This window comes from Dactylosporangium cerinum (genome assembly GCF_042653625.1).
Classification (GTDB): domain Bacteria; phylum Actinomycetota; class Actinomycetes; order Mycobacteriales; family Micromonosporaceae; genus Dactylosporangium; species Dactylosporangium cerinum.
This window is the reverse complement of the sequence record NZ_JBHSIU010000066.1, coordinates 358,036-371,988: the sequence shown is the minus strand read 5'-3', so window position 1 is coordinate 371,988 and position 13,953 is coordinate 358,036. Positions and strand designations below refer to the sequence as shown.

8 protein-coding genes are annotated in these 13,953 nt (G+C 71.7%); 4 read left to right on the top strand and 4 right to left on the bottom strand.

Annotation, left to right across the window (positions count from 1 at the left end; genetic code table 11):
• The 4 genes from ACFPIJ_RS44015 to ACFPIJ_RS44000 all read left to right on the top strand — a co-directional run bounded on the left by ACFPIJ_RS44015 (window position 1) and on the right by ACFPIJ_RS44000 (window position 6,445).
• Window positions 1–849 carry a carbohydrate ABC transporter permease gene (locus ACFPIJ_RS44015; protein WP_380124982.1) on the top strand — a complete coding sequence of 283 codons (849 nt, stop codon included), beginning with the start codon at window positions 1–3 and terminating at the stop codon, window positions 847–849.
• 85 nt (window positions 850–934) lie between these two features.
• Window positions 935–1,747 (top strand): carbohydrate ABC transporter permease, encoded by an 813-nt coding sequence (locus tag ACFPIJ_RS44010; RefSeq protein ID WP_380124980.1) that lies wholly within the window; start codon window positions 935–937, stop codon window positions 1,745–1,747.
• 13 nt (window positions 1,748–1,760) lie between these two features.
• Entirely contained in the window at window positions 1,761–5,888 is a 4,128-nt protein-coding gene (locus ACFPIJ_RS44005; RefSeq protein WP_380124978.1) for a glycoside hydrolase family 38 N-terminal domain-containing protein, read from the top strand.
• Window positions 5,885–6,445, top strand: coding sequence for a DUF7158 domain-containing protein (locus tag ACFPIJ_RS44000; RefSeq protein ID WP_380124976.1), 561 nt, complete (start codon window positions 5,885–5,887; stop codon window positions 6,443–6,445). Before ACFPIJ_RS44005 ends, ACFPIJ_RS44000 begins: the two co-directional genes overlap by 4 nt.
• Before the next feature lie 24 nt (window positions 6,446–6,469).
• On the opposite strand, the gene ACFPIJ_RS43995 is transcribed toward ACFPIJ_RS44000, so the two are convergent.
• From ACFPIJ_RS43995 to ACFPIJ_RS43980, 4 genes are all read right to left on the bottom strand, one after another.
• Window positions 6,470–7,582 carry an RICIN domain-containing protein gene (locus ACFPIJ_RS43995; RefSeq protein WP_380124974.1) on the bottom strand — a complete coding sequence of 371 codons (1,113 nt, stop codon included), beginning with the start codon at window positions 7,580–7,582 and terminating at the stop codon, window positions 6,470–6,472.
• Between the two features lie 114 nt (window positions 7,583–7,696).
• The gene (locus ACFPIJ_RS43990) at window positions 7,697–10,498 is read right to left on the bottom strand and encodes a glycoside hydrolase family 2 protein (RefSeq protein ID WP_380124972.1); all 2,802 of its coding nucleotides are present in this window, start codon (window positions 10,496–10,498) and stop codon (window positions 7,697–7,699) included.
• Window positions 10,499–10,511: 13 nt separating this feature from the next.
• Complete coding sequence (locus ACFPIJ_RS43985) at window positions 10,512–12,578, bottom strand: PQQ-dependent sugar dehydrogenase (RefSeq protein WP_380124971.1); 2,067 nt, start codon at window positions 12,576–12,578, stop codon at window positions 10,512–10,514.
• 66 nt (window positions 12,579–12,644) lie between these two features.
• Window positions 12,645–13,940: an enolase C-terminal domain-like protein gene (locus ACFPIJ_RS43980; RefSeq protein WP_380124969.1), complete on the bottom strand. Its 1,296-nt coding sequence runs from the start codon at window positions 13,938–13,940 to the stop codon at window positions 12,645–12,647.
• Between the last annotated feature and the right edge of the window lie 13 nt (window positions 13,941–13,953).

The window sequence follows — 13,953 nt, the reverse complement described above, 5'->3', positions numbered from 1 at the left end:
ATGCTGCGCCGGTTCACCCCACTGCTGCCCGCCCTGCTGCTGCTCGTGGTCTTCTTCGCGGGGCCGATGCTGTGGAGCGTCTACACCGCCTTCACCGACATGGCGTTGACCGGGTCCGTGACCGTCGACTTCGTCGGGGCCGACAACTTCACCCGGATGGCGCAGGATCCGGCGTTCCTGCACTCGCTGCTGCTCACCCTCGTGTTCGTCGTCGGCTCGGCGGTCATCGGGCAGAACACGCTCGGCCTGCTGATCGCGCTGCTCCTGCGCGGTCGCGGCCGGACGGCCCGGACCGTCGTCACCGGCCTGATCATCGCCGCCTGGGCGGTGCCGGAAACCGTCGCCGGCTTCTGCTGGTATGCCTTCCTGTACCGCACGGGCACGCTCAACCAGCTCCTGCAGCACGTCGGCGTCCAGCAGAACTGGCTCTACACCACGCCGATGCTGGCCGTCATCCTGGCCAACGTCTGGCGCGGCACGGCCTTCTCCATGCTCGTCTACTCCGCGGCGCTGTCCGACGTGCCGCCGGAGCTGGTGGAGGCCGCGCAGGTCGACGGCGCCTCGGCGTGGCAGCGGCTGCGGCACATCACGCTGCCGATGATCCGCCGCTCGATCGTGAGCAACCTGATGCTCATCACGCTGCAGACCCTCGCCGCGTTCGGGCTCATCTACGTAATGACCGGGGGCGGTCCGGGCAACGCCAGCCAGACCACGCCGTTGTACATGTACCAGCAGTCGTTCAAGTTCTACCAACTCGGCTACGGCACGGCGATGGCCCTGGTGCTGCTGCTCATCGGGGCCCTGTTCTCGCTGGTCTACCTGCGCCTGATCAAGCTGGAGGACGCATGACGGGTCCGGAGCGCAGCGGAGTGACCGGGCATCGGAGGCTCAGGTTCGGGTCAGGCCGACGCCGGAGCGCAGCGGAGGTGGCGGCATGATCAGGCGGTTGCCGGTCTACCTGGCCCTCGCCGTGGTGGCGGTGGCGTTCCTGCTGCCGTTCGGCTGGCTGCTGGTCGCCTCCGTGCAGCCCGGCGCGGCCATGTCCGCCGACATCACCTGGGAGGTCTCCGCCGCCAACTTCACCGACATCCTCGACGCCGACACCGTGTTCATCCCGATGTGGAACTCGTTCGTCATCTCCGGCGGCACCGCCCTGCTGACGGTCCTCGTCGCCGTGTTCGCCGCCTACCCGCTGTCGCGGTACCGGACCAGCTTCGGCCGGTCGTTCCTGTACGTCGTGCTGTTCGCCACGGGCCTGCCGATCACCGCCGTCATGGTGCCGGTCTACGCCATGTACAGCCGGTTCAACCTCATCGACTCGGTGCCGGCGACGATCGCGTTCATGGCCGCGTCGTCACTGCCGTTCGCGGTCTGGATGATGAAGAACTTCATGGACAGCGTCCCGGTCAGCCTCGAGGAGGCGGCCTGGACCGACGGGGCCGGCTGGTTCCAGTCGCTGTGGCGCATCGTGCTGCCGCTGATGGTCCCGGGCCTGACCGTCGTGCTGATCTTCACGTTCGTCCTGCAGTGGGGCAACTTCTTCGTCCCGTTCATCCTGCTGCTCAGCCCCGAGAAGCAGCCGGCGTCGGTGACCATCTACACGTTCTTCTCGCAGTACGGGCAGGTGGCCTACGGCCAGCTCGCCGCGTTCTCGATCCTCTACACCGCACCGGTGATCCTGCTGTACTCCGCACTGTCCAAAGTGCTCGGTGGGGCGTTCAGCCTGACCGGCGCGGTAAAAGGCTGAAAGGTCCTGCTGCATGCGCATCCTCGCCGTCACCGGCACCGAACTGTTCGTCACCGGCCCGCTGCAGGTCGTCCGCGTCGAGGTCACGGACTGGCCGGGAAGGCTGGACATCACCGGGGACGGCGTCCGGGGCCACGCGGACGTCCACAGTGGACCCCTGGTGGAGGTCGGCGTCGAGTGCACGGCGCCGCCCGGCACCGTGGTGCCGATCGAGGTCACGACCGGCGACGGGCACAGCGCGGCCGCGACCCTCGTCGTGGCCGAGCCGGGGTGGACGGTGTGGATGGTGTCGCACTTCCACTACGACCCGGTCTGGTGGAACACCCAGGCGGCCTACACGGCGATGTGGGACCGTGCGGGCCGCCTGGGCACCGAGTTCCGGGCCGGGTTCCAGCACACCGGCTTCGACCTGGTCCGGCTGCACCTGGAGACGGCCCGGCGGGACCCCGACTACAAGTTCGTGCTCGCCGAGCTCGACTACCTCAAGCCCTACTGGGACAGCCACCCCGAGGACCGGCGATACCTGCGGACCCTCCTGGAGGAGGGCCGGCTCGAACTCATGGGCGGCACCTACAACGAGCCGAGCACCAACCTCACCTCCGCCGAGTCGACGATCCGCAACCTGGTGCACGGCATCGGCTTCCAGCGCGACGTCGTCGGCGGCGACCCCCGCACCGCCTGGCAGCTCGACGTCTTCGGGCACGACCCGCAGTTCCCCGGCCTGGTCGCCGACGCCGGGCTGGACTCCTCGTCGTGGGCCCGGGGACCGTTCCACCAGTGGGGGCCGATGCTGTGGACGCACGAGCCCCGCGACGGCTGGGGCGACCCGTCGACGATGCAGTTCAGCTCCGAGTTCGAATGGATCTCCCCGTCGGGGCGTGGCGTGCTGACGCACTACATGCCGGCGCACTACTCGGCCGGCTGGCACATCGACGCCCAGCCCACCCTGGCCGGCGCCGAGCAGCACGTGTACGAGCTGTTCCTGCTGCTGAAGCAGGTCGCCGCGACCCGCAACGTGCTGCTGCCCGTCGGGACCGACTACACACCGCCGGCGAAGTGGGTGACGCAGATCCAGCGGGACTGGAACGCCAGGTACGTGTCGCCGCGCTTCGTCTGCGGCCTGCCGAGGGAGTTCTTCGCCGCGGTCCGGGCGACCCCCGGCTTCACTCCGTCCCCGCAGACCCGGGACATGAACCCGGTCTACACCGGCAAGGACGTGTCGTTCATCGACACGAAGCAGGCGCAGCGGCACGTCGAGGCGCTGCTGGTGGACGCGGAGCTGTTCGCGACCGTGGCCGCCGCGCACGGCGCCGGGTTCCCGCACGAGGCGGTCGACAAGGCGTGGCGGCAACTGGTCTACGGCGCGCACCACGACGCCATCACCGGCAGCGAGTCCGACCAGGTGTACCTGGACCTCCTGGCCGGCTGGCGGGAGGCGCACGACCTGGCCGCGTCGGTGCTCGACGGGGCGCTGCGCCGGCTCGGCCCGCCCTCGTCCAGCATCGGCGGGGGCGGGCCGGGCCGGCGGATCGTCGTGTTCAACCCCTCGGCGTGGCCGCGCACCGACCTCGTGCGGGTCCCCGTCGAGTTCCCCGAGCCCGGCCCGGCCGGCGTCTCGGTCGGTGACCGGCCGGCGCTGCTGGAACACGTCCGGCGGCATGCCGACGGCACCCTTGCCGCCGCCGACGTCGTGTTCCGCGCCGACGACGTCCCGGCGCTGGGCTACCGCGCCTGGCCGCTGACAGCGCACGGCGAGGTCGTGGGCTGGAGCGAGGCCGGCGGGGCGCCGGTGATCGAGAACGAGGTCTACCGCGTCGCCGTCGACCCGGCCCGCGGCGGCTGCGTGTCCAGCCTCGTCGACCTGCGCACCGGCCGCGAGCTGCTGCAGCCCGGGCGGGTCGGCAACGAGCTGCTGGTCTACGACGAGTACTCCGCCCATCCGCGCTTCCACGAGGGCCCGTGGCACCTGCTGCCGAAGGGGCCCGCCACGCACGGCTCCGCCCGCCGGCCCGCCGACGCCGTCCGGGTCGAGCACAGCCCGCTCGGCCAGCGGATCACCGTCACCGGCGGGACCGGCCCGCTGCGCCACACGCAGACCCTGACGCTCTGGCACGGCGGCGACCGGCTCGAGGTGACCACGAAGGTCGACGACTTCACCGGCGAGGACCACCTGGTCCGGCTGTGCTGGCCGGCCGCGGTCGCCGGTGGGCTGCCGGTCAGCGAGGTCGGCAACGCCGTCGTCGGCCGCGGGTTCGGCCTCATCGACGTGGACACCGAGCAGGCGCCGTGGACCCTCGACAACCCGGCGCAGCACTGGTTCGCGGTCTCCAGCACCGCCCGCGTCGACGTGCACGACCTCGCCGGGACCCGCCGGCACACCCGCGCGTTCGGCATCGCCGAGATCGTCGCCGAGGACGCCGACCGGCCCGCGGTCCGGGACCTCGCCGTCGCCCTGGTCCGCCGCGGCGTCACCGCCACCACGTCCCGGCCGGACGGCCCCCGCTACGGCCGGCTCGCCGTCGACTCGAACCTGCCCGACGTGCGGATCAGCGTCGGCCGGACCGCGTTCACGGCCGCGGTCCTCGCCGCCGCCGGCCCCGGCTACGCCGACGAGGTCGGCCGGCAGCTCGCCGCGCACGGCCGGGCCCGCGTGCTGGTGCCGGCCGCGAAGGCGCTGACCGGCGTGTGGCTGCCCAACGCCGACCTGACCGGCGTGCTGGACCTGCCGGTGCTCATCACCGTCGACGACCTCGAGACGCTGTGCGCGGACCTGGCCACCGGGGTCGTGCCGGTGACCCAGCCGCTCACCGATCTGCCCGACCCGGACCTCGACGACCGGACCGTGGCGCTGGTCAACCGGGGCGTGCCGGGCTTCGCGGTCGACACCACCGGCGCCCTGCACCTGTCGCTGCTGCGCTCCTGCACCGGCTGGCCCTCCGGGGTGTGGATCGACCCGCCGCGGCGCACCGCCCCGGACGGCTCGACGTTCCAGCAGCAGCACTGGACACACACCTTCGACGCCGCGCTCGTCGCCGGCGCCGGCGACTGGCGCGCCACCGGCCTGGTCCGGCACGGCCACGAGGTGAACCACCCGCTGCACGCCCGCGTCACGGACGGCACCGCCGCCGCATCGGGCGGTTACGTGACGGTGGAGTCGGACGGTGAGGTGGTCGTGGCGGCGCTCAAGCCGACCGGCAACCCCCTCGCGTCGGGTGCCGCCGTCACCGCTGTCGACAGCGTCACGGTCCGGCTCTACGAGGCCGCGGGGCGCCCCGCGGACGTGCGGCTGCGGCTGTGGACGCCGGCGACCGGCGCGACGGCCACGAACCTCCTCGAGGCCCCCGGCGACCCGCTGCCCGTGCGGGACGGCGCGGTGCTGCTGTCCCTCGGCGGCGCCGACATCGCGCAGGCCGCCGTCCGGGTCGGCCGGATCACCGCTGCCGTGGCACCGGCGGAGCCCGCGTATGCGAAGTACTGGCTGCACAACACCGGCCCCGCACCGACCGGGAACCTGCCGGTGACGGTGCACCTCGACCCGCCGGTGTCCGTCGTGGACGGGCCGGTCCCGGTGACGGTGACGGTGTCGTCGGACCTGACCGTGGACCGGGCGGCGGGCACGGTCGAGCTGGTGGTGCCGCCGGGCTGGGACGCCGCGCCCGCGGCGTTCCCCTACGACCTGCCGCCCGGCGGCCACACCCGCCACGAGGTCGTCGTCCGTCCGCCGGACCGGCCCGGATCCGGCGTGTACTGGCTGCGGGCCCGCACCGAACGGGGCGTCGAGGACGTGGCCCGGCTCCTCGTCGGCGCCGACGGCCCGGAGACCGTGACCGCCGGCTGGAGCGACCCGTCGGGCCTGGTGCTGCGGCCAGGCCAGGAAACGGCGGTCGCGCTCGACCTCGCCACCGACGCGGCCGGGCCGATCTCGGTCGAGGTGCAGCTGATCAGCCCGTGGCACACGTGGGACCTGTTCCCCGCACCGGCGGCGCTGGTGGATCTGCCCGCTGGCGGCCGGACCACGCTGCGGCTGCCGGTCCGGGTCCTCACGGGTCATGGTCCGGGCCGCTGGTGGGCGCTGTGCCGGATCGCGCACGGCGGCGAACTGCACTACACCGAGCCGATCACCGTCGAGGTGACGGCGTGACCGGGGTTGCCGCCTGGGTCGCCGGGCGGCCGATCGCCGTCGCCGCCGTCGACGAGCGGCTCGACGCGCTGCGGCGGGGGCCGTACGCGGCGCGGCTCCCCCACCCGGCCACCGCCGAGGGCCGCAACCTGCGCCGGTGGCTGGTGCAGGTGCTCACCGTCGAGGGGGTCGTCGAGCACGAGGCCGGGCGGCTGGGGTTGTCCGCCGGTGCCGGCGAGCCGCGCCCGGTGCGCCTCGCCGACGCGTTGCGCACCGGCGGGGTGGTCGCGGCGGTCATCGCCGCGCACCCCGTCGCCCGGGTGCTGCGCGACCGCGTGGCGCCGCCCGTGCCGGCGGACGAGGCCGAGACGCGGGCCTACTTCCAGCGCAACCGGGACCGGCATCCGCAGGACTACGCCGTGGAACGCGACGCCCTGGCGGCCCGGCTCGGGGCCGAGGACGCCGAGCGGCGGTTCGTGGGCTGGCTCGAGGAGCGGTGCGCGGCGCTGGTCCGCCTCGAGCCGGGCTACGAACATCCCGGGGACCCCCGCCACGCCGACGCGACGCACCGGCACTGACGGGGGCCTCTCAGGAACAGCAGGTCAGCGGGCGGACCAGGTCTGGGCGCCGGTGCCGTTGCACTCCCACAGCTGCACGACGGTGCCGTTCGCGGTGCCGTTGGCGTTGACGTCGACGCACTTGCCGGAGCCCACGCCGGCGATGGAGCCGTTGGCGTTGAACGTGAACCGCTGGTTCGCGCCGCCGTTGCACGTCCAGATCGTGATCTTCGTGCCGTTGGCGGTGCCGTTGCCGTTGACGTCGAGGCAGCGGTCGCCGTAGACGCGCAGCTCCCCCGCGGCGGTGCGGGTCCAGCGCTGGTTGGCGCCGGCGTGGCAGTCCCAGATGAGGGTCTGGGCGCCCGGGGTGATGCTCGCGCCGGACACGTCGAGGCAGCGCTTCGACTGCGGGTTGGACAGCAGCGCGGCGCTGCCGGTCGGCGGGGTTGCCAGGGTGCTGAGGCTGCCCGACGCGGCCTGCAGCGCGGCGAACCAGCGGGCCGCCATCTTGTCGTAGCCGGCCGCGTTGGGGTGGATGCCGTCGGCGATGTCGCCGGCGACGGTGAACCCGGTGTGCATGTCCACCAGGTGCGTCAGCGGCCCCTTCTGGGAGACGATCCCGGGGATCGCGGCGTTGAAGGTGTTCACCTTCGCCTCGTTGGCGGTGTTGCCCAGCGGGGTGATCTGGGCGACGAAGATGTGCGCCTGCGGCGCGTAGGTCCGGATCTTGTCGATGAGCGCGGAAAGCCGGGCCGGCGCGTTGGGCACGTCGTAGTTCTGGCCGATGTCGTTGGTGCCGATGTGCAGCAGGACGGTGCGCGGGTTCGCGGCCTGGATCCAGCCGGCGATGTTCGCGTCGAGCTGGTCGATCCGCCAGCCGGAGTGGCCTTCGTGGTCGTGGTCGCCGAGGGACGCCGGGCCGTTGGAGCCCGAGCCGACGAAGTCGGTGAGGACGCCCGCGTTCGCGAGCCGCTGCCACAGCCCGTTGCGGTAGCCGCCCTGCACGTTGAACCCGTCGGTGATGGAGTCGCCGAGCGGCATGACCCGCACGCCGCCGTTGGACTCGGCGTGCGCGGCGGTCGTGCCGACCAGCGTCATGGCGGCGGTGAGGGCGAGCCCGAGCCCGGCGATACCGAGCCTTCTGATGCTGCTTCGCATGGTGAAGCCTTCCGTCAGGGTGCCGCCGGGCGGTTGGCGGACCGCCCGGGTGGTGCGATGAGGGCCGTCCCGGGCGTGGCGGCGCACGCCCGGGACGGGGCCATGGGGCAGCGCTCAGGCTGAGAACAGGAAGTAGACGCTGCGGTGGTAGTCCCCGGCGGCAACGTTCGGCTGGCTCTCGGGGCCGACGGAGGCGGCGCCGTGGAACTTGTTGCCGATCGGCGCGATGCCGTCGAGGAAGGAGATGTTGCCGCCCGGGAACGGTGCGGTGGCGGTCTGCGGGTCCGGTCCGACGGCAGGCGTGAACAGGCGCAGGAACAGCCCCTCCTCGGCGGCGACCATGGTGATCGTGCCCTCGGTGGTGCCGAGCCGGGCCCAGCAGGTGCGGGCGTGGTACCCCTTGAACTCAGGATACTGCCAGCCGCTCGCCCCGGTGGCGGTGTTGTTGTACTGCTTGGTCCACACGTCCGGGGTGACGCCGCGCAGCCGGTTCTTGTAGACCCGGTAGGGACCGTCGCCGAGCCAGGTCAGGCTGCGCACCTTGGACTCGGGGTAGTCGAAGTTGACGCCGAGGTAGTCGTGGTTGCCGGTGCGGTGGTAGCGGTACTCCAGCTGCAGCCAGCCGTTGCTGTCCAGCCGCCACCGCACCGAGGTCAGGTCGCCGGTGTAGTTGGCCTGCACGACCCAGCCGGTGCCGTCCTTGAAGTGGCTGAGGCCGGTGAAGGTGCCGGTGCCGACGGACAGGGCCGGCCCGTTGGTCAGGGACACCGCCGTGCCGTCGCGGCTGACCGCGGTCAACCGGCCGTTGGACTTGCCGATGGTGACCCGGAGGCCACCGGCGGCCAGGGTGACCCCGGTCGTGTTCTCCGTCGCGGTGACCGACCCGGACACCGGCACGACGATGCGGCTGCGGTAGTCGGCGGCCTTCTTGATCCGCCACAGCCAGCCGGTGATGACGCGCCCGGTCGGGTCGGTGGCGGTGACCCCGAGGGCGTCGAGCTCGCGCCAGTCCGCGGGCAGCCCGAGGACCAGCGAGCCGGTGCCGCCGGGTGCGACGTCGGGGCCGGTGAAGGTGCGTTCGGCGGTGACGGTGTGCCCGGTGCCCGCCCCGGGGTTCGGGAACTTCACCAGCTGCCAGGTGAAGCGGAGCTGGTTGACGTTGGTGAAGGTGTACCTGTTCTGGATCTTCGTCGTGCCGTCGAACGCGGACGGGAACGTGTTGGCGTAGTAGTCGGGGCTGTTGAGCTGGATCGGTGACCAGATGTCCCGGACGGTGGCGAAGCTCGCCTCCTTCTCCAGGTACGGGCCGAGGATCCCGTCGGGTGCGCGGTTGCCGAACGTGTCGATGGCGCCGCCGCGGTCGTCGCGGGCCACGGACTCGTCGGCGAACGCCCAGATGAACCCGCCGGCGGAGCGCTGGGCGCCGTTCATGACCTTCCAGTAGTCGTTGAGCCCGGCGCCGGCGCCACCGTCGTACAGGCCGTGCAGGAACTCCGTCGGCATGAAGATGGTGCTGCCCGCGGCCTTGTTCGCGGTGCTGGTGTAGGTCTGGTAGTGACTGGTGTCGATGCCGCTGAACGTCGTCCACGGGTGCAGGACCTTGCGCTGCTGCGGGTCGTAGAGGGCGTAGTCGTCGTCCAGGGCGGTGTTCCAGCCGCCCTCGTTGCCGTTGCACCAGAACAGGATCGACGGGTGGTTGACGTCCCGGCGCACCATCGCCGCGACCAGCGGCGCGCCGACGTTCTCGTCGTAGCGCCGCTGCCAGCCGGTGAGCTCGTCGAGGACGTACAGGCCGAGTTCGTCGCACAGGTCGAGGAAGAACGTGTCCGGCGGGTAGTGCGACATCCGGACCGCGTTCATGTTCATGTCCTTCATCAGCCCGATCGCCTGGCGGGCCAGCCGCGGGCTGGACGCCCGGCCGAGGGTCGGCCAGAACGTGTGCCGGTTGACGCCCTTGAGCACGATCCGCTTGCCGTTGACGTAGATCCCGTCGCCGGTGCGGACCTCGATCGTGCGGAACCCGAACCGGGTCGCGGTGCTGTGCAGCGCCGCGCCGGACCCGTTGGCGAGGGTGAGTTCGACCTGGTACAGGTTCGGAGTCTCCGCGGTCCACAGCGCCGGCTGGGACGCGGTGGTGCTCACCCGCACCGTGGTCGCGCCGCTGGCGACGCTGGCGGAGAAGGACCCGCCGACGGCGGTGCCGTCCAGCTTGCGGATCTGTGCGGTGACCCGGCCGGCCGCGGTCACCCCGGCGAGGGTGACGTCGGCGGTGAACGTGCCGTCGGCCTTCGCGTTGACCGCGACCCGGTCGATCCGGGCCGCCGGGAACGCCTGCAGCGTCACCGGCCGGAAGAGGCCGCCGAAGTTCCAGAAGTCGCCGCGGCGTTCGGCGTCGTTGATCGAGTTGTTCGACGACTCCTTGCTGACGGTCACCTCGAGGAGGTTCGACTGGCCGGGCCGCAGCAGCCCGGTGATGTCGTAGCGGAACTGGTAGAAGCCGCCCTGGTGCTTCGCGCCGGCGGAGGTGCCGTTGACCTTCACCTCCGCGTCGGTCATGGCGGCCTCGAACACCACGAAGATCCGCCGGCCCGACCAGGCGGCCGGTGGGGTGAACGTGTGCCGGTAGTTGCCCTTCTCCTCCGGCACGAGCGTGCCGCCGTAGTTGTAGCTGCCGAAGCCGTGGAACTCCCAGTTCGACGGGGTCGGGATGGTGCTCCACTCGCCGCTGCGGCGCCCGGCGGTGACCTGGAAGTCCCACGGGACGGTGTTGTCGGCGTCGGTGCCGGTGAGGTACATGGTCTCGGTCACCGGCCCGGCGAGCGCGGCGCCGGCGGGCTGGGCCCGCACCACGCCGAGCGCGGTCAGGCCGGCCCCGGCGGCGCCGAGCGCCAGCACGTTGCGACGGTTGATGTCCATGGTGGCGCTCCCGTCAGTTGCCGAGGGTGACGTGGAAGAGCTTCTCGTTGCTGTTGTTGGGGATGCTGTCCTTGTCGCCGGTGGTGCTGGTGGTCAGCCACAGCCCGCCGTCCGGCGCCGGTTCGACGGTGCGCAGCCGGCCGTAGGTGCCGTTGAAGTACGCCTGCACGTTGGTCAGCGACGTGCCGGAGATGACGGCGCGGTACATGCGGGTGCCGCGTTCGCAGGCGATGTACAGCACGTCGCGCACGATCGCGATGCCGGAGCAGGAGCCGTCCGCGGTCGGGTACGTGCGTTTCGGCGCGATGTAGCCGGCGGTGCCGCAGGTGCCGCTGGTGCCCTCGCAGGCGGGCCAGCCGTAGTTGCCGCCCTTGGTGATCAGGTTCGTCTCGTCCATGACGGCGTTGCCGAACTCCTGCTCCCACAGCCGGCCCTGGGAGTCGAACGCGAGGCCCTGCGGGTTGCGGTGCCCGTAGCTCCACACGTAGTTGCCGAACGGGTTGTCCGACGGGACGCTGCCGTCGGTGTTGAGCCGCAGGACCTTGCCGTTGAGGCTGTTGATGTTCTGCGCGTTGTCGCCGTTCTGCGCGTCGCCGGTGCTGGCGTACAGCTTGCCGTCCGGGCCGAACCGCAGCCGGCCGCCGTCGTGGAACTTGTTGCGCAGGATGCCCTGCAGCAGGATCTGCTCGCTGCCGGTGTTGAGCGAACCGTTCTCGTACTTGATCCGCACGATCCGGTTGTCGGTCGGCGAGGTGTGCATGATGTACAGCCAGTGGTCGCTGGCGTAGTTGCCGGAGATGGCCAGGCCGAGCAGTCCGCCCTCACCGTCGGTGTTCTGCACGTTCGGCACCGTGCCGATGGTGTTCTTCGCGCCGGTCGACGGGTTGAGCCGGACGATGTCGTGGGCGTCGCGGCGGGTGTACAGGATGGTGCCGTCGGGCAGGGTGACCAGGCCCCACGGGATGTCGGTGTCGGTGCCGATCTGCGTCACCGAACACACCGAGCTGCCGCACGCCGCGCCGGTGGTGACGTTGGCGGTGTTGCTGCGCGGCGACTGGTTGGCCTGCGCGTCGCGGGCGACGACCTGGTAGGCGTAGGTCCGGTTCGCGGCCAGGGCGCTGTCGATGAACGTGGTCGCCGGGGTCGTGGTCGCGGTGCCGGTGATGGTGCCGACCTTGGCGTTGTCGCGGTAGATGTCGTACGCGCGGACCTGGATGTTGTCCGTGGCGGCGGTCCAGCGCAGGGTGACGGTCGTGCCGGACGCGGACCCGGTCAGGCCGGTCGGCGCGGTCGGCGGGGTGGTGTCGGCCTGGCACTGCGGCGGCGTGATCGGCACCGTGGTGCTGGCCTGGGACACGTTGCCGGCGGCGTCGCGGGCGTTGACGTACAGGCCCCAGGTGACCCCGGCGACCACGGTCAGGTCGGTGGACAGGGTGGTCACCGACTTCATCAGCTGCCCGTCGTGGAACACGTCGTAGAACGCGACACCCACGTTGTCGGTCGAGGCGTTCCAGGAGAACGTGACCGCGTCACACACCAGGTTGCTGACCCGGGGGTTGCCGGGCACGGTCGGCGGCTGCGTGTCACCCGCGGTGGTGGTCCACTTCTGGTTGCTCTGCCCGTTGCAGGTCCACAGCGCGACCGGGGTGCTGTTGGCGGTGGCGGCGCCGGTCACGTCCAGGCACAGGCCCGACTGGACCCCGGTGATGGTGCCGTCGGTGTTGATCCGCCACTTCTGGTTCTGCCCGCCGTTGCAGGTGTAGATCTGCGCCGTCGCCGGGGCGGTCGTGTCGTTGCCCGCGACGTCCAGGCACTTCGGCGAGTCGTACACCCGCAGCTCGCCGGCGGCGGTGAAGGTCCACGCCTGGTTCGCCTGGCCGTTGCAGTCGTAGATGTTGACGAGGGCCTTGTCGGTCTGGGACTGGCCGACCACGTCGAGGCAGCGGCCCGACGCGACGCTCTTGATGGTCGATCCGACGGCGGCGTCGGCCGGCACCCGCACGACGACCAGCACCACGGTCACCGTGGCGAGGATCGCGGCGGCGGCGACGGCCAGCCTTCGGGGTGTGAATGTTCGCATCAGTCCTCCAGGTCGGAAGCGTTGCCGGATCAGGTTGGCGGACCGATCCGGCGCTGGATGTTCGCATCAGCGCGCGCCCCGCCACGCCTCGCCGTCGGGGAACGTGTAACGGCGCAGGGATTCCGGTTGCAGGGTCACGCTGTACCCGGGCCTGCGCGGCAGCCGGTAGCGGCCGCCGACCACGCTGACCGGGTCGGTGAAATGTTCGTGCAGGTGGTCGACGTACTCGATCATCCGGCCGTCGAGGGAGCCGGACACCCGCAGGTAGTCGAAGATCGACAGGTGCTGCACGTATTCGCAGAGGCCGACGCCGCCGGCGTGCGGGCAGACCGGAACGCCGAACTTGGCGGCCATCAGCAGCACGGCGAGGACCTCGTTGACGCCGGCGACCCGGCACGCGTCGACCTGGCAGACGCCGATGGCGCCGGCCTGCAGCAGCTGTTTGAACATCACCCGGTTGGCGGCGACCTCACCGGTGGCGACCGGGATCGGCGCGACCGCCCGGGCGATCCGGGCGTGGCCGAGGACGTCGTCGGCGTGCGTCGGCTCCTCGATCCACGCCGGGTCGGCCGCCGACAGCGCGGCCATGTTGGTGATCGCCTCGTCGACGTCCCAGACCTGGTTGGCGTCCATCATCAGCAGCGCGTCGGGGCCGATCTCGGCGCGGATCAGCCGGGCCCGGCGCACGTCGTCGTCGATGCGGCCGCCGACCTTCATCTTCATCGCGGTCCACCCGTCGGCGACGGCCCTGCGGGTCAGCTCCCGGACCTTGTCGTCGGAGTACCCGAGCCACCCCACCGACGTGGTGTACGCGGGGAAACCGTCGGCCGTGAGCTGTTCGAGCCGCTCCGCGTAGCCGGTCGCCCCCTTGTCCAGCAGGTCGCGGGCCTCGTCGGGGGTCAGCGCGTCGCTGATGTGCCGGAAGTCGATCGCCGCCACCAGGTCCTCGGTCGGCAGCGTCGCCAGCAGCTCCCACATCGGCAGCCCGGCGAGCTTCGCCCGCAGGTCCCACACCGCGTTGACGATCGCCCCGGCCGCCATGTGGATGACGCCCTTCTCCGGGCCGAGCCACCGCAGCTGCACGTCGGCGGTGAGCGAGCGCAGGAACTGCACCGGCGCGGCGAAGATGTCCTCGACCGACCGCCCGACGACGTGGTGGCGCAGTGCCGTGACGGCGAGGCAGGTGACCTCGTTGCCGCGGCCGTTGGTGAAGGTCAGCCCGGTGCCGGTCAACCCGGCGTCGGTGCGCAGCTCGACGTACGTCGCCGAGTAGTCGCCCTTGTTGATGGCGTCGGATCCGTCGCCATCGGCGGCGGTCGGGAAGCGGACGTCGTGGACGGCGAGCTCGATGATGGTGGCCATGGGGGTGCTCCCC